Origin of the sequence: Paraburkholderia ultramafica (assembly GCF_902859915.1) — a bacterium.
GTDB classification, from domain to species: domain Bacteria; phylum Pseudomonadota; class Gammaproteobacteria; order Burkholderiales; family Burkholderiaceae; genus Paraburkholderia; species Paraburkholderia ultramafica.
The window spans coordinates 1-15,749 of record NZ_CADIKK010000043.1 but is presented as its reverse complement, the minus strand read 5'-3'; the positions used below and the strand labels follow the sequence as shown (position 1 = coordinate 15,749).

Below are 15,749 nucleotides of genomic sequence, written 5' to 3'. Positions count from 1 at the left end.
GGAAGTGAACGTGCCAATGATCCATCAACGCTTCAAGCGTGCCGCGCTCGCGGCCGCTGTCTTGGGTTTCGCCGCGCTGTTCGCGCTGCCGGCGGCGTCGTATGCCGCAGACACGCTGCGACCGGATGTGGCCAAGCCGCTGAACGCCGCGCAGGACCTGTACCGGGCTCACAAGTATCGGGACGCGCTGACCAAGGTCGCCCAAGCCGCCGCCGTGCCCGACAAGACGCCGTATGAAAGCTATATGGTAGAGGAAATGCGCGGCGCCGCGGCGGCCGCGGCAGGCGATTCGGCCACGGCCGCCCAGGCCTACGAAACCCTGTTGAGCTCCGGCAAGCTGACGGGCGCGGACGAGCAGCGCACCACCGCGGCGCTCGCGAGCATCTACTTCCAGCAGAAGAACTACGCCCAGGCCATCAAGGTCGTGCAGCGTTATCTGAAGGCGGGCGGCAACGATCCCGACATGCGGACCTTGCTGATGCAGTCGTATTACCTTTCGAACGACTGCGTCAACGTGGTCAGCATGCTCAAGCCCAGCGTCGATGCGCAAGCACGCGCCGGGCATGCGCCCGACGAGTCGCAGTTGCAGTTGCTGGGGACTTGCGCGCAACGCGCGAAGGACGATGCGACCTACCGCGGCGCGCTCGAGAAGCTGGTCGCGTATTACCCGAAGCAGTCGTACTGGGACGATTTGTTCCAGGCGATCCGCAGCAGGCCGGGCTACTCGTCGCGCCTCGATATCGACACCTATCGTCTGCGCCGCGCGACCGGCTCGTTCGGGACGGTTGACGATTACATGGAGATGGCCCAGTTGGCGATCGTCGCGGGCAGCACGGCCGAAGGCAGGCAGGTCATCGATCAGGGCTTCGCTTCCGGCGTGCTGGGGCACGACGCGCAAGCGGATCGCGAGAAGCGGTTGCAGGCGCTGGCGGCAAAGCGCGCACAAGCGCCGGCTGATAGCGCGAACCCGGTCGCGCCGGTCGCCGCCGGGTTCAACCTGGTGTTCGCGGGTCAGGCCAAGCAAGGTCTCGAGATGATGGAAGCGGCGATCGCCAAGGGCGGGCTCGATCATCCAGACGAAGCTCAGTTGCATATTGGCGTGGCCTACTACGTCGCAGGCCAGAAGGCGCGCGCCGTACAGGCATTCCACGCCGTCAAGGGCAGCGACGGCTCGGCTGACCTGGCACGTTTGTGGGTGCTGGTCGCCTCGAAGTGGTAAGGCGATGGGCTGCTTGTCTTTAAGTCACGCTGTGCCTCCAGCAATGCTAGCGACGGCAGGCTGCCGTCCAGGCGTCAATCCGATGAACAGTGTGCCGGTGATCCGCCGGCGCGCGTTTCCACGCACTCCAATAATGAAACTTGTGAGGTTTCGCCGGCGCTTCGGCTTGGCGCGACGGCACGGATCGTTGCGGCCGGCGTACTCCGCGCTGCTGGTTGCGGCGCTCTGCGTCGGACATGCGCTGCCCGCGTCCGCGGAGCTGGCGCTCGCGCAATATGACCAGCCCAAATACCCAGCAAATTTCACGCATTTCGATTACGCGAATCCCGACGCGCCGGCCAACGGCACGCTGAGTTTCGAGAACTATAACGAACTGCAGACTTACGATTCGCTGAATCCGTTTCTGGTGCGTGGCGCGCCCGCACCGGACATTCTGAATCTGATGTTCGACACGCTGATGCAGCGCAGTTGGGATGAACTCGCGTCCGAGTACCCGCTGATCGCGAAAGATGTCGAGGTCGCGCCCGACCTGAGTTCAGCGACATTCCACCTCAATCCCGCCGCACGCTTCTCCAATGGCGATCCGATCACCGCTGCCGACGTCAAATACTCATTCGACACATTGACGAGCCCGAAAGCCTCGCCGCTCTTCAACGCGCAATTCTCGGTGATCAAAAGCGCGACCGTGATCGACAAAAGCACGATCCGCTTCGATTTCAAGCATGCGGAGCGCGGCGCACCGTTGATTGCCGGCGACTTGCCGATCTTCTCGCCGAAGTGGGGCATGCAGCCCGGCGGCAAACGCCCGCCCTTCGACCAGATTGCCGCCACGCCGCCGATCAGCAGCGGCGCGTACCTGATCGAGGAGCGCAAGAACGACAAGCAGATCGTGTATCGCCGCAATCCGAACTACTGGGCGACCAATCTACCGTCGCGACGCGGCATGTTTCGTTTCGAGCGCATCACCTTCAAACTGTATCGCGACCATTACACGCAACTGGAAGCGTTTAAAGCCGGCGATGCCGATGCCGTGGTCGAATACAGCGCAACACAATGGGCGCGCAAATACGTCGGCAAGAACTTCGATAATGGACTCTTGAAGAAGGGCGATTTCGCCGACGGCCCGGCGCAGATGCAAGGCATGCTGATGAATATGCGCAAGCCGATGTTCCAGGACCCGCGCGTGCGCCACGCGCTGACGCTGGCTTTCGACTACGATTGGATGAACCGGATGATGTTCTACGGTCAATACCGGCGCACCAGCAGCTATTTCGAAGCGAGTCCGTTCGGCGCGACCGGCATGCCGGGCCCGAAGGAACTGGCCTTGCTCGAACCGTTGAGAGGCAGCGTGCCGCCCGAAGTGTTCGGTCCCATGCTCAAGCAACCCACCACGATCGCGCCGGATTCCTTGCGCGGAAACTTGCGCGTGGCGCGCGACCTGCTGGCGCAAGCCGGCTGGCACTATCGCGATGGCGCCTTGCGCGATGCCAACGGCGCGCCGATGATGATCGAGATCATGGACGATCAGCCCGGCGTGGATCGTCTGATCCTGCCGTATATGCAGGCGCTCGGCATGCTCGGCATTCAGGCGCATATGCGCGAGATCGACAGCGCGTTATACGAGAAGCGGTTGGACAACTTCGAGTACGACATGACCACGTTCATCTACCCGCCGGTGACGATTCCCGGCGCGGAATTGACGCGCCGTTTCGGCAGCGCGGCGGCGTCGGAAGTCGGCTCGGAAAATTATCCGGGCATCCGCTCCAAAGCGGTCGACTCGCTCATCCATGCGGCTCTCTCCGCCGACAATCTCGAGGACCTGGAAGCGGCGACCCGCGCACTGGATCGCGTGCTGATCTATTCGTTCTACCTGGTGCCGGAGTACTACGCACCGGGCGCGCGAATTGGCTACAAGTCGACGCTCGGCCATCCGGCGATGGTGCCGATGTCGTATCAATACGAAGACTGGGTGATCGACTACTGGTACACGAAAACGCCGGCCGCCCAGACCACATCTTCCAGCGCGGCTTCGGCCGCTACGGCCCACTGAGGCACAGCATGCTTGCCTACATTCTCAGACGATTGTTGTTGATGGTGCCGACCCTGCTCGGCGTGGTCACGCTGACCTTTGTCGTCACGCAGTTCGTGCCGGGTGGGCCGGTCGAACAGGTGATGACGCAACTCCGCCACGGCGCTGGCCGTGGCGGAGAGGCGGGGGCGGGCGGCGGCGGTTATCACGGCAGCCAGGGCGTCGATCCGCAGCAGATCGAACAGATCAAGAAGCAGTTCGGCTTCGACAAGCCGCCGCTCGAACGCTATCTGCTGATGCTCAAGCGTTACGCGACGTTCGATCTCGGCCAGTCCTACTATCAGCACGACAGCGTGTGGGACGTCATCAAGTCGAAGCTGCCGGTATCGATCACGCTCGGGTTATGGACGGTGCTGCTCACGTATCTGATATCGGTGCCGTTGGGGATCGCGAAAGCGGTGCGCAACGGCTCGCGTTTCGATACTGTCACAAGTGTGCTGGTGCTTGCCGGCTATGCGATTCCCGGTTTCGTCCTCGGCGTGTTGCTGCTGATGCTCTTCGGTGGCGGCACGTTCTGGCAGGTGTTTCCGATGCGCGGTCTTACATCGGATAACTTCAACGATCTCAGCGCGTTCGGCAAGGTGCTCGACTATCTGTGGCACATCGTGCTGCCGGTCACGGCCTCGGTGGTCGGCAACTTCGCGATCGTCACGATTCTGACCAAGAACACGTTTCTCGAGGAAATCGGCCGGCAGTATGTGTTGACCGCGCGCGCCAAGGGCGCACCGGAGCGTGACGTGCTGTGGAAACACGTGCTGCGCAATGCGGCGATTCCTCTGCTCACCGGTTTGCCTGCGGCTTTCGTCGGCGCGTTTCTGAACGGCAATCTGCTGATCGAAACGCTGTTCTCGCTCGACGGCATGGGCCAACTCTCGTACGACTCCGTGATCCGCCGCGATTATCCGGTCGTGCTCGGTTCGCTGTTTCTGTTCACGCTGATTGCCCTCGTAACCAAACTCATTGCTGACGTCTGCTATGTCCTCGTCGACCCCCGCATCCAATTCAACCGCCTGGACCGCTGACGCGGCCGGCGCGGCGCACGCGGCGTCGCCGTCTCCGTGGCGGCGTACGTGGCTGCGCTTCAGGCAGCAGCGCCTCGGCTACTGGAGCCTCGTGATCTTCGTGTCGCTGTTCGCGATCAGCCTGCTCGGCGAGGTGTTGTCCAACGATCGTCCGTTGCTCGTCCGCTACGAAGGGCACTACTACTTTCCGATTGTGAAGGAGTATTCGGAGACGTTGTTCGGCGGCGACTTCCCGGCGAAGGCGAATTACCTCGATCCGTATATCCGTTCGCGGCTCGAATCGAACGGCAACTTCGCGATCTATCCGCCGAATCATTTCCACTACGACACCATCGACTATTTCGCCGCGCATCCGTATCCGGCGCCCCCCACCGCGAACAACTGGCTCGGCACGGATCAATTCGGGCGCGACGTATTGGCGCGACTGCTGTACGGCTTCCGCTTGTCGGTGCTGATGGCGCTGGCGCTCACGGTGTCCGGCGTCGTGGTCGGCGTGCTGACCGGCGCGGTGCAGGGCTTTTACGGCGGACGCACCGATCTGATCGGCCAGCGCCTGATCGAAATCTGGAGTTCGATGCCCGACCTATATCTGCTGATCATCTTCGCGTCGATCTTCGAGCCCACACTGTGGCTGCTTTTCATTTTGCTATCCATGTTCGGCTGGCTCGTGCTATCCGATTACGTGCGCGCCGAATTTCTGCGCAACCGTTCGCTCGATTACGTGAAGGCCGCGCGCACCATGGGTCTTAACAATTGGCAGATCATGTGGCGCCATGTATTGCCGAACAGCCTGACGCCGGTGATTACCTTTCTGCCGTTTCGCATGAGCGCCGCGATTCTCTCGCTGACCAGCCTCGATTTTCTCGGCCTGGGTGTGCCGCCGCCGACGCCGAGCCTCGGCGAATTGCTACAGGAAGGCAAGAATAATCTCGACGCATGGTGGATCTCGATGTCGGCGTTTGCCGCGCTGGTGATCACGCTGCTGTTGCTGACTTTCATGGGCGACGCATTGCGCAATGCGCTCGACACGCGCTCGCGCGGTTCGGCTTTTGGCGGAGGTCCGCGATGACCACCACTCAAACGCCGCTCGCTCGGCCGCTGCTGGAAATCGACCGCTTCTCCGTGCGTTTCGGCGACAAGGTCGCCGTGCACGAACTCAGCCTGTCCATCGCACGCGGCGAGCGCGTGGCGCTCGTCGGCGAATCGGGTTCGGGCAAGAGCGTCACCGCGTTGTCCATTCTGCGGCTCGTCGAGCATGCTGAATTGAGCGGGCGCATGTTGCTCGATGGCGAAGACCTGCTGCAAAAAACCGAGCAGCAGATGCGCGGGCTGCGCGGCGCGGATGTCGCGATGGTGTTTCAGGAACCGATGACCGCGCTCAATCCGCTCTTCACGATCGGCAAGCAGATCGCCGAGAGTTTGCGTTTGCACGAAGGTTTGCGGCCGAACGCGGCGCGCGAGCGCGGCATCGAGTTGCTCAAACGCACCGGCATTCCCGAACCGGAACGGCGCATCGACAGTTTTCCGCACCAGTTGTCCGGCGGTCAGCGGCAGCGCGCGATGATCGCGATGGCGCTCGCGTGCCGTCCGCGTTTGCTGCTCGCCGACGAACCCACCACGGCGCTGGACGTCACCGTTCGGCAGCAGATCGTCGATCTGTTGATCTCATTGCAGGAACAGGAAGCGGCTGAACGCGGCATGGCCGTGCTGCTGATCACGCACGACCTGAATCTCGTGAAGCGTTTTGCGCAGCGCGTCGCGGTGATGGAGAAGGGCGTGCTGGTCGAAACCAAGACGACCGAGGCGCTGTTCGCGAGCCCGCAGCATCCATACACTCGGCGGCTGCTCGACAGCGATGCGCAACGCGCGGTCGAGCCGGTCGAGGAGGGCGCGCGCCGGCTGCTCGAAGTGCGAGGGTTGGCCGTCGATTACCACACATCGGCGAAAGGCTGGCGCTCCATGTTCGGGCGCTCCACGTTCCGTGCTGTGCATGACGTCGATCTGAACGTGCGGCGCGGCGAAACGCTGGGCATTGTCGGTGAATCGGGCTCGGGTAAATCGACGCTGGCCGCCACCGTGCTCGGTCTGCAACGACCGGCCGCCGGTCATATCCACATCGACGGCTTGCCGCTGTCCACGCTGAAGACCGCGAGTTCGCGCCGTGTGCTGTATTCGCGTATGCAAGTCGTGTTTCAGGACCCGTTCGGCTCGCTGTCGCCACGCATGACGGTGGAGCAGATCATCGGCGAGGGTTTGGCCGTGCATCGGCAGGAAGTGGATGCGAAGGCGCGGCGCGCACGCGTCGCCAGCCTGCTCGAAGAAGTCGGCATGCCCGCCGACGCGATGCTGCGCTATCCGCATGAGTTCTCCGGCGGCCAGCGTCAACGCATTGCGATTGCGCGCGCGCTGGCGGTCAAGCCGGAATTGCTGGTGCTCGATGAGCCGACCAGCGCGCTCGACGTTTCGATCCAGAAACAGGTGCTGAATCTGCTGACAAATCTGCAGAAAAAGTACAAGCTAAGCTACTTGTTCATTACGCACGATCTCGCGGTGATGCGAGCCATGGCGCATCGCGTGATCGTGATGAAGTCGGGACGCATAGTCGAAGCCGGCGACACACTCGATGTGTTGCACGCACCCTCGCATCCTTATACCCAGTCGCTGTTGGCCTCGTCGCTCAATGTGCCGGAGCCGGGCGTCGCCGCGACTCAGACGGAACACGCTAATGATTGACGAACGTTGGGCGCGGGCCGCCCATACGCTGAAGAGCCGCGCGGCGTTCTGGTCGCTGCGCATTGTCGACGAACAGATCGACGATCACGAGATCCGCAACGACATCGCCCAGCCGCTGCGCACGGTGCGCGATCGCGGCGCGATGCTGATCGCCTGGGTGGGCGCGGGCGCCGGCTACGCGGCGACTGCGAATCTTTCGGCCGCGGGTTTGCAGGCGGCGCTCGATATGGCAACCGCGCGCGCGGAAGCGAGCGCAGCCTTGTCGCTGATCGACCATCGCGAAGTCGCGCGCCCGACCGCGAGCGGCGAGTACATTTCGCCGAATGCGCAACGCGCGTTGCCGAGCCGCGCCGAATGGCTGGAGCTTCTCGGCGCGGAATGCGCTGGCGCGAACCTCGACGAAAAAATCGTCGAGCGGCTGGCCGCGGTGCAGATCACGCACACCGATCAACTCTACATGACCGGCGACGGCGTGCGGATCGACCAGCAGTTCCGCTTCGTGATGCCGCAGTTGAGCGTCGCCGCGCACGCGAACGGCGACACCCAGGTACGCACGCTGGGCGGCAACTACGGCACGCTCGGACAGGGCGGCATGGAAGTGCTGACGCGCTTCGGCTTTGAAGAGTCGGGCGCGCGCGTCGCCAATGAGGCGCTGCAATTGCTGGCCGCGCCGAATTGCCCATCGGGCAAGCGCGATCTATTGCTGATGCCCGACCAGATGATGCTGCAGATTCACGAATCGATCGGCCATCCGCTGGAACTGGACCGCATTCTCGGCGACGAGCGCAACTTCGCGGGCTGGAGCTTCGTCAAGCAGGACATGTTCGGTTCGTATCGCTACGGCTCGGAACTGCTGAACGTCACGTTCGATCCCGAACTGCGCGAGGAAGCGGCAGCCTACGCATTCGACGACGACGGCACCGAAGCGCACAAGCAGTATCTGATTCGCAATGGCGTGCTGGAGCGTCCGCTCGGCGGCGCGCTATCGCAGCAACGCGCCCGCATGCCCGGCGTCGCGAATTCGCGCGCGTCGAACTGGAACCGGCCGCCGATCGACCGCATGGCGAATCTGAATATCGAGCCCGGCGAGAGTTCGTTGGAGGAGATGATCGGCAACATCGAACACGGTATTCTGATGCGCACCAACACGTCCTGGTCGATCGACGACCATCGCAACAAATTCCAGTTCGGCTGCGAGTTCGGCCAGTTGATCGAGAACGGTCGACTCACGCAGGTCGTCAAACAGCCGAATTATCGCGGTATTTCGGCGAATTTCTGGCGCAGCCTGAGCGCGGTGGGCAACGCGGCCACGCGCGAAGTGTATGGCACCTCCATGTGCGGCAAGGGCGAACCGGCGCAGATCATTCGCGTCGGCCATGCATCGCCGGCCTGCGTGTTCAGCAACATCGACGTGTTCGGAGGCGCATGATGGGCCAGTTCATCGCTTCGCGCGCTGCTACGTCGGTGGATTGGCAGGGGCATTTCACGTCGCTCGCCGATGCAATCGAGCGCCTTCAGCAAGCTGGCGAAACCACGCTCAGCTCATTTGCCGGCGAGCAGTCCGACTTCGTTCGGTTCAATTCGGGCAAGGTGCGGCAGACCGGCAGTGTATCGCAAGGCAAGCTGACCTTGCGTCTGATCGACGGCGAACGCCAGGCTTATTCCACGCTGACCGTGTGCGGCGATCTGCAACAGGATCTCGACGAAGTGAGCGCCACGCTCGCCACCTTGCGCGAAGGTCTGCGCGACGCGGCGGACGATCCGCATCTGCTGTTCGACACGTCGAAGTGGGAGCGCACCACGCAGCGCCCCGGCCAACTGCCTAATCCCGACGGCCTCGCGCGCATCGTCGCGGAATGCGCGCAAGGGCTCGACTTCGTGGGCTTCTATGCGGGCGGCACGATAGTGCGCGGCTTCGCATCGACGAACGGCAGCCGCGGCTGGTATGAAGTGGACAACTTTAATTTGAGCTGGTCGCTATACGACCCGAGCGGCCGCGCGATCAAAACCAGCTACGCCGGCGATGACTGGAGCGATGCCGTGTTCGCGCGCAAAGTCGAGCAGGCCGCGACCCGTCTTACCATTCTGGCGTGCATGCCGCGCACATTGGCGCCGGGACGTTACCGTTCCTATCTGGCGCCCGCCGCGCTCGCGGAACTGCTCGGCGTCACCGCATGGAGCGGCTTTTCCGCTCGCGCCCAGGCGAGTTCACGCAGCGAGTTGTACAAGCTGCATGTCGGAGAAATCGTAGTCGACCCGCGCGTAACGATCAGCGAAGATCTGAGTCTCGGTGTCACGCCCGGCTTCAACGACGACGGCTACCTGCGTGACAGCGTTCCTTTGATCGAGGCCGGCCGCAGCGTCGAACGCCTGACCAACGCACGCAGCGCGCGCGAGTACGGTTTGACGCCCAACGGCGCGCTCGCCAACGAGTCACCGGCCGCGCTCTCGATGCAAGCGGGCGATCTGCTGGAAGAAGACGTGCTCGCGAAGCTCGATACCGGGCTCTACATCGGCAACCTTTGGTACGTGAACTTCTCGGACCGCATGAATTGTCGTCTTACCGGCATGACGCGCTTCGCGACTTTCTGGGTGGAGGACGGAGAAATCGTCGCACCACTCGAGGCCATGCGTTTCGACGACAGCCTGTACCGTTTGCTCGGTAGCGAACTCGAACAAGTCGGCGCGCAAGCGGAACTGCTATTGAGCGACTCGACATGGGGCGAGCGTGCCACGGGCGGCATGCAATTGCCCGGCATTCTGGTGAGGTCGTTCGAATTGACGTTATGAGCCTATGGATCGACAAAAAAGAACAGATTCAAAACCTGAGAGCTTGCCAGAGGGCCTGACGCTGCGCGCGTTGCGCGTGGCCGACACGGAACAGTTCCACGCAATGCTCCAGTTGCCCGCGGCGATGAACGGCAATCCGCAGATGCCGTTTCGGACCGTTGCCAGCACGCGCGAGTACCTGCAGAAACTCGAGGCGCCCGAAATCGCGATCGCGGCGACTGTCGGCGGCACGCTGGTCGGTCAGGCGAGCATCAGGCCTTTCAAGGGGCGCCGCGCGCATGCCGCATCGCTTGGCATTGGCGTGCACGACGCATGGCAGCGGCGCGGCATCGGCCATGCCTTGATGGTCGAACTACTCGATCTGGCCGATAACTGGCTCGGTCTGCGCCGCCTCGAGTTGCATGTCTACACCGATAACCATGCAGCACTCGCGCTATACCGTAAGTTCGGCTTCGAGATCGAAGCGCGTCAGCGCGGCGCAGTATTACGCCGTGGCGTGCTGATCGACTGCTATTTCATGGCGCGGTTGCGCGAGCCGGCGCCGTGGATGTCGCCGCTACCGGCCGCCTATCGCGCAGCGGAATAAGACTATGAACGAAGAAAGGTTGCCGGACGACGTAGCGCGCGCCAAATGTATTATGGTGCGCGCGCTCGAATCGTCGGACATGGACGCGTTCGCCGAGATCATGAGCCTGCCTGGTGTGCGGCGCGGCACGCTATCGGTCGGCTATCGCAGTCCTGAGCAGCTCGCCGCGTGGTACGAGCGGCGCCTCAAAGGCGGCGTGAACGTGTGCGCGATTATCGACGGGCGCGTGGTCGGCCATGCCGGGTTGGAGGTACGCCGGTCTAGCTGCTGCGGGCACTTAGGCCTGTCCGTGCACGACGCGTATCGTGGGCGCGGTGTCGGCTCCGCGCTTCTGCAAGCGCTGACCGACTGCGCGGATGCGTCGCTCGGTTTGCGCCGCATCGACCTCACGGTGTTTTCCGACAACGCGCCGGCCATTGCGCTGTATCGCAAGTTCGGCTTTGTCGAAGAAGGCCGCTCGCGCGGTTATGCCATGCGCGATGGCATCCTGGCCGACGTGCTGCATATGGCCCGTCTTGTCGAAGCGCCGCGCCTCCAGACAATCTGAACGGATCCTTTGAGTGCCATTTTTCTTCATCGACCGCCCGGTCTTCGCATGGATCGTCGCGCTTGCCATCGTCGTGGCGGGCGCGCTCGCCATTCCGCTGCTGCCTGTGGCGCAGTACCCGCGCCTGGCGCCGCCGCGCATCGTCATTTCCGCCACTTATCCGGGAGCCTCGACCGAGGTCGTGGACGCGAATGTCGGCAGCATCATCGAGGAAAGTCTCGATGGCGCCGACAACATGCTGTACTATGAAACCACCAGCGACAATCTCGGCGACCTCGAAATCGATGCGACCTTCGCGCCCGGTACCAATCCGGATCTTGCGCTGGTCGATATCCAGAACCGGCTCAAGCAGGTCGAGCCGCGTTTGCCGCAGCAGGTCGTGCAGCAGGGCATCAGCGTGTTCAAGGCGGCCAACACGTTCCTGATGCTGGTCGCGCTGAGTTCCACCGACGGCACGCGCGACTCCGTGCAATTGAGCGACTACCTGAGCCGCTACGTGTTGCGCGAGCTGAAGCGCGCGCCGGGTGTGGGCTCGGCCCAACTCTGGGACGCCGATGAAGCGCTGCGCATCTGGCTCGATCCGATGAAGCTGCGCGAATACGGCCTCGGCGCAGCCGAGGTGAACGCCGCCATCGCCGCACAGAATGCGACAGTCACCGCTGGCACGCTCGGCGACGCGCCATTCGTACCGGGGCAGCAAGTGACGGCCTCGGTGAGCGTGAAGGGCCAATTGATCTCGCCGGCCGAATTCGGCCAGATCGTGCTGAAGGCTCGGCCCGACGGCTCGGCCGTGCGCCTGCGCGACGTCGCGCGAGTCGAGCTCGGGCGTGACAACTACTCGTACTATTCGCGCCTGAACGGCAAGGCCGCAGCGACGGTCGGGATTCAGCTTGGTCCGCGCGGGAACGCGCTGGAAACGTCGAACGCGATTCGCGCGCGGCTTGCCGAGTTGGCGAAAGGGTTGCCTTCGGGCGTCTCCATCGAAATCCCGTTCGACAACGCGCGCTTCGTGCAGATCGCGATCCACGAGGTTCTTGTCACACTCGCGGAAGCGGTGGCGCTGGTGTTCTTCGTGATGTGGCTGTTCCTGCGCGATCTGCGCTACACACTTGTGCCGACCGTGGTGATTCCGGTCACGCTGATGGGCGCGTTTCTCGCCATGTATGCGTGCGGTCTGTCGATCAACGTGTTCACGATGTTCGGCCTCGTGCTCGCCATCGGCATTCTCGTCGACGACGCGATCGTGGTGGTGGAGAGCGTGCATCGCGTGATGGAAGAAGAGGGCCTGCCGCCACGCGAGGCCACGCGCCGCGCCATGTCGCAGATCGGTGGCGCGATCGTCGGCGTGACGGCGGTATTGACGGCGGTGTTCGTGCCGATGGCGTTCTTTCCCGGCGGCGTCGGCGGGATTTACCGGCAATTCGCGGTGGCGATGATCGCGTCGATGGTGGTGTCGTCGTTCATGGCCTTGTCGTTGGCTCCCGCGTTGTGCGCGAATCTGCTGAAGGCGCATGCGCAATCGGTGCGTCAACGCGATGCGCGCCTCGGCATGCTCGGTTTCGCGGCGCGCGCGGCAAGCCGCTTCACGTCCGGCTTCGATCGCGCCGCGCGTGGCTATCGCGGGCTGACCGCGCGCACGCTGCGCCGCACTGGCCCGATGCTGGCCGTCTACGCAGTGCTGGTCGGCGCGTGCGGCGTGCTCTACTGGCAGATGCCCGGCGGTTTTCTGCCGAGCGAGGACGAAGGGCAGTTGCAGGTGACGGTGCAATTGCCCGCGGGCGCCACCCAGGCACGTACGCTGGCCGTGGTGCAAAGCATGGAACAGATTCTCCATGCCGAGCCCGCCATCGCGAACGTCGCGAGTGTGATCGGCTGGAGCTTTTCGGGCAGCGGTCAGAACGTGGCGATGGGGTTTGTCGAACTCAAGGACTGGGACAAGCGCGATATCGATGCACGGGCCCTGCGCGACCGGCTCAACGCAAAGTTCGACAAGATTCTGGACGGTAACGTCGAGGCGCAATTGCCGCCTTCGGTGCCGGGACTCGGACATTCGGACGGCTTCGTATTCCGCCTCGAGGATCGCGGCGGCGTGGGGCTCGACGCGCTGAAGGCCGCGCGCGAGCAACTGTTCGCGCAGGCCAAGGCGAGTCCGGTACTGGCTTCGGTGCACTCGGAAGATCTGCCTGACGCGCCGCGCGTCGAGCTCGTCGTCGATCGCGCGAAGGCGTACGCGCTCGGTGTGTCGTTCGATCGCATCGCCGACCTGCTGGGCAGCACCTTCGGCTCGACCTATATCGACGATTTCCCGGCCGCCGGCCGCATGCGCCGCGTGATGATCGCCGCCGACGCCGCCACGCGCATGACCGAAGACGATCTGCTCGCGCTTTCCGTGCCAAACTCGACGGGCGGCATGGTGCCGTTCTCGGCCATCGCGACGCGTCAGTGGACGATCGGCCCGGTGATGCTGACACGCTACAACGGCTATCCGTCGCTCGACGTGAGCGGCCACGCGGCGCCCGGCTACAGTTCCGGCGCGGCCATGGCGGAGATGGAGCGGCTTGCCACGTCGTTGCCGGTCGGCGTGCGCTATGACTGGGTCGATGCAGCGCGCGAGGAGACCGCGGCGGCGAAGCTCACGCCGCTACTGATCGGACTGTCGTTGCTGGCGGTGTTCATGGCGCTGGCCGCGCTCTACGAAAGCTGGACGATCCCGCTTGCCGTGCTGATGGTCGTGCCGCTCGGCGTGATCGGCGCGGTCGCCGCGGTGCTGTTGCGCGGCATGCCCAACGATGTGTACTTCAAGGTCGGCATGATCACGGTGATCGGCCTCGCGGCGAAGAACGCGATTCTGATCGTGCAGTTCGCCCGCGATCTGTACCAGCGTGGCCTGCCGTTGACGCGCGCCGTGACCGAAGCCGCGGGCGCGCGTTTCCGGCCGATCGTGATGACCTCGGCGGCGTTTCTGCTCGGCGTCGTGCCGCTCCTGATGTCGATCGGCGCGGGCGCCGAGAGCCGCCGCTCGATCGGTACCGGCGTGTTCGGCGGAGTTGTGGCGGCGACGCTGCTGGGCCTCTTCTTCGCGCCGGCGGCATTTCATGTGGTGATGTCCGTGACGCACCGTAGGCGACGCTTGGCGGCGACAAAGCGCCTGCGGCGAGAGCGGGCCGTGGCGCGGGAGCGGCGCTCGCATGGTGAACAGCAAATGGAATTGCGGTGAGGTGCGCTTACCGGAGGCTGCGTTGCTTTATTTGTGTTAGCGCTTTCTTCGGTCGGGAGGGTTTTGTCGCAGTAAGAATCGAGAGGGCATTGTCAAGTTGGCGGGTACAGACCGAATGGTTCTGATAGTGTATTGGCGTCCTAATCAATCGGCGTTGATACTGTCTTCGGCCATACTTCAGCGTTGCCATGCCGTGAAGCGCGCCTAGAGTTCGATTCGATGACACCAGGCATTCATCCGGTGTCTGGGCAACCGGCCCACCTGTGCGCCATCGAGGCGCCTGACCTCCAGCCCGTGCATCTGTGCGCCAGTATCTCGCGCGAACAGGTTGCCGATCGCGACAATCTGGGCGGTGCGGCACTGCCCGAGCTGCATCCGTTTGCGTCCAAGGTCACGCACCTGCCGTCCGTCTGCGGGGTAGATCTAGCCTTCTGGCAGCAGCCCGAAGCGCTGTAATTGTGCGAGATGGGCCGCATCGGTGAAATCACCACTGTATTTCAGCCCCTCGTACTGCCTGATCGCTGCGGGGTTGGCCAGATGCACATGGTATCCATCCGCAAGCAGCGCATCGACCAACAAGTACCAGTTGTACGTCGCTTCGACGACCACACCTTCCAGTTCTTCGCGATGCGGTGCCAGCACGGCGCGGCTCTGCAACGCGTCGTTGGGCACCTGCCGCTGATAGATGATGTGGTCCACGTCATCGCTGACCACGACCACACTGTTGTTCGAGTGCAGGTCGATTCCGCTAAAATTTTTCATACCGGCCTCCTGTGCATCACGTCGGTGTCGCAACCCTGACTCTACGCCAGCCGTCCTACCGGAACGGCGCGAGGCCGGCTATATGATTATCAGTGCCGTTCGAGCGCCTCGTTGATCCGCGCTCTTTCCTGCGGCGCGATTTTCACTTGTCCACGATGGAACAACCTGCTTAGGACGGCCGTCGATCAACCTCACGATTACCTATTCATTCTGACCGGTCCGTCATTACCTGCACAGTAATTCTCCGATTCTTCCAGAACAGGTTGTGCACCCGCGACTGCAGGTGCCGCAAAAATTCTGGATCAACGCGCTGGAATCACAGTAGGACCGCGGGCCTGGAGCCATCCCCGGGAATATGCTCGATGCCGTCAAACGGGGGAAACCCATACTTGACCAGGAACTCCTTGATGTCATCGTCTGCAATATCCGCGTCGATGTTGTCTACCAACAGATCTGCCATGATGTTTCTCCATCCGTGCACTAAGAAGCTGTTGCGAAATTAAGTTTTGGGTCTGTTAACTTTCCTGGCTTGGTGTTAACTTTCTGTCTTGTTTTGCCTGACAGGAAGCGCTGCCTGAAGAACTCATAGACGACGAATTGTGGTCACTCATCGAACCACGGCTCTGTCGCAGTAAGAGCGTTGGGATAAACTGATGAGCTGTGTTGAGGACTGCTTACGTTAGCAACGAGTAGAATTGCTCAGCAGGCGTCTGGGTGGTGGCGCTGCTTTTCATTTGCCCTTTCATGATCATATGCATCGTCTCGATGCCGCCGAGAATGATGC

Annotated in this window: 13 protein-coding genes and 1 pseudogene; 11 read left to right on the top strand and 3 right to left on the bottom strand. The window is 62.9% G+C overall.

Annotation, left to right across the window (positions count from 1 at the left end):
• Positions 1–16: 16 nt before the first annotated feature.
• The 11 genes from HV744_RS31370 to HV744_RS37770 all read left to right on the top strand — a co-directional run bounded on the left by HV744_RS31370 (position 17) and on the right by HV744_RS37770 (position 14,659).
• Positions 17–1,219, top strand: coding sequence for a tetratricopeptide repeat protein (locus HV744_RS31370; RefSeq protein ID WP_175153234.1), 1,203 nt, complete (start codon positions 17–19; stop codon positions 1,217–1,219).
• 133 nt (positions 1,220–1,352) lie between these two features.
• Complete coding sequence (locus tag HV744_RS31365) at positions 1,353–3,269, top strand: extracellular solute-binding protein (RefSeq protein WP_246279282.1); 1,917 nt, start codon at positions 1,353–1,355, stop codon at positions 3,267–3,269.
• Positions 3,270–3,277: 8 nt separating this feature from the next.
• Positions 3,278–4,330, top strand: a complete 1,053-nt coding sequence (locus HV744_RS31360; RefSeq protein ID WP_091795321.1) for a microcin C ABC transporter permease YejB — start codon at positions 3,278–3,280, stop codon at positions 4,328–4,330.
• Complete coding sequence (locus HV744_RS31355) at positions 4,284–5,399, top strand: ABC transporter permease (RefSeq protein ID WP_175153210.1); 1,116 nt, start codon at positions 4,284–4,286, stop codon at positions 5,397–5,399. The genes HV744_RS31360 and HV744_RS31355 overlap by 47 nt, the downstream gene beginning before the upstream one ends.
• The gene (locus HV744_RS31350; protein WP_175153209.1) at positions 5,396–7,063 is read left to right on the top strand and encodes an ABC transporter ATP-binding protein; all 1,668 of its coding nucleotides are present in this window, start codon (positions 5,396–5,398) and stop codon (positions 7,061–7,063) included. The genes HV744_RS31355 and HV744_RS31350 overlap by 4 nt, the downstream gene beginning before the upstream one ends.
• Positions 7,056–8,492 (top strand): TldD/PmbA family protein, encoded by a 1,437-nt coding sequence (locus HV744_RS31345; RefSeq protein ID WP_175153208.1) that lies wholly within the window; start codon positions 7,056–7,058, stop codon positions 8,490–8,492. Before HV744_RS31350 ends, HV744_RS31345 begins: the two co-directional genes overlap by 8 nt.
• Positions 8,489–9,853: a TldD/PmbA family protein gene (locus HV744_RS31340; protein ID WP_425497892.1), complete on the top strand. Its 1,365-nt coding sequence runs from the start codon at positions 8,489–8,491 to the stop codon at positions 9,851–9,853. Before HV744_RS31345 ends, HV744_RS31340 begins: the two co-directional genes overlap by 4 nt.
• 4 nt (positions 9,854–9,857) lie before the next feature.
• A complete protein-coding gene (locus HV744_RS31335) occupies positions 9,858–10,439 on the top strand; it encodes a GNAT family N-acetyltransferase (protein ID WP_175153207.1) in 582 nt (193 codons plus the stop codon).
• 4 nt (positions 10,440–10,443) lie between these two features.
• Complete coding sequence (locus HV744_RS31330; RefSeq protein WP_175153206.1) at positions 10,444–10,986, top strand: GNAT family N-acetyltransferase; 543 nt, start codon at positions 10,444–10,446, stop codon at positions 10,984–10,986.
• Between the two features lie 13 nt (positions 10,987–10,999).
• Complete coding sequence (locus HV744_RS31325; RefSeq protein ID WP_175153205.1) at positions 11,000–14,203, top strand: multidrug efflux RND transporter permease subunit; 3,204 nt, start codon at positions 11,000–11,002, stop codon at positions 14,201–14,203.
• 219 nt (positions 14,204–14,422) lie between these two features.
• A complete protein-coding gene (locus tag HV744_RS37770) occupies positions 14,423–14,659 on the top strand; it encodes a hypothetical protein (protein WP_246279281.1) in 237 nt (78 codons plus the stop codon).
• Here the strand turns inward: HV744_RS37770 and HV744_RS31320 are convergent.
• The 3 genes and pseudogenes from HV744_RS31320 to HV744_RS31310 form a co-directional block, all read right to left on the bottom strand.
• Entirely contained in the window at positions 14,627–14,965 is a 339-nt protein-coding gene (locus HV744_RS31320; protein WP_246279280.1) for an IS110 family transposase, read from the bottom strand. The two genes, HV744_RS37770 and HV744_RS31320, sit on opposite strands and share 33 nt — an antisense overlap.
• Before the next feature lie 316 nt (positions 14,966–15,281).
• Entirely contained in the window at positions 15,282–15,425 is a 144-nt protein-coding gene (locus HV744_RS38345) for a hypothetical protein (protein WP_343056487.1), read from the bottom strand.
• A 214-nt stretch (positions 15,426–15,639) separates the two neighbouring features.
• Positions 15,640–15,749, bottom strand: a pseudogene (locus HV744_RS31310) (IS6 family transposase); the annotation flags it as partial.

Excerpts from the sequence above, each read along its gene's own strand:
- HV744_RS31370 (WP_175153234.1), top strand. The coding sequence starts at position 17 with ATGATCCATCAACGCTTCAAGCGTGCCGCGCTCGCGGCCGCTGTCTTG.
- HV744_RS31365 (WP_246279282.1), top strand. The coding sequence starts at position 1,353 with ATGAAACTTGTGAGGTTTCGCCGGCGCTTCGGCTTGGCGCGACGGCAC.
- HV744_RS31360 (WP_091795321.1), top strand. The coding sequence starts at position 3,278 with ATGCTTGCCTACATTCTCAGACGATTGTTGTTGATGGTGCCGACCCTG.
- HV744_RS31355 (WP_175153210.1), top strand. The coding sequence starts at position 4,284 with ATGTCCTCGTCGACCCCCGCATCCAATTCAACCGCCTGGACCGCTGAC.
- HV744_RS31350 (WP_175153209.1), top strand. The coding sequence starts at position 5,396 with ATGACCACCACTCAAACGCCGCTCGCTCGGCCGCTGCTGGAAATCGAC.
- HV744_RS31345 (WP_175153208.1), top strand. The coding sequence starts at position 7,056 with ATGATTGACGAACGTTGGGCGCGGGCCGCCCATACGCTGAAGAGCCGC.
- HV744_RS31340 (WP_425497892.1), top strand. The coding sequence starts at position 8,489 with ATGATGGGCCAGTTCATCGCTTCGCGCGCTGCTACGTCGGTGGATTGG.
- HV744_RS31335 (WP_175153207.1), top strand. The coding sequence starts at position 9,858 with ATGGATCGACAAAAAAGAACAGATTCAAAACCTGAGAGCTTGCCAGAG.
- HV744_RS31330 (WP_175153206.1), top strand. The coding sequence starts at position 10,444 with ATGAACGAAGAAAGGTTGCCGGACGACGTAGCGCGCGCCAAATGTATT.
- HV744_RS37770 (WP_246279281.1), top strand. The coding sequence starts at position 14,423 with ATGACACCAGGCATTCATCCGGTGTCTGGGCAACCGGCCCACCTGTGC.
- HV744_RS31320 (WP_246279280.1), bottom strand. The coding sequence starts at position 14,965 with ATGAAAAATTTTAGCGGAATCGACCTGCACTCGAACAACAGTGTGGTC.
- HV744_RS38345 (WP_343056487.1), bottom strand. The coding sequence starts at position 15,425 with ATGGCAGATCTGTTGGTAGACAACATCGACGCGGATATTGCAGACGAT.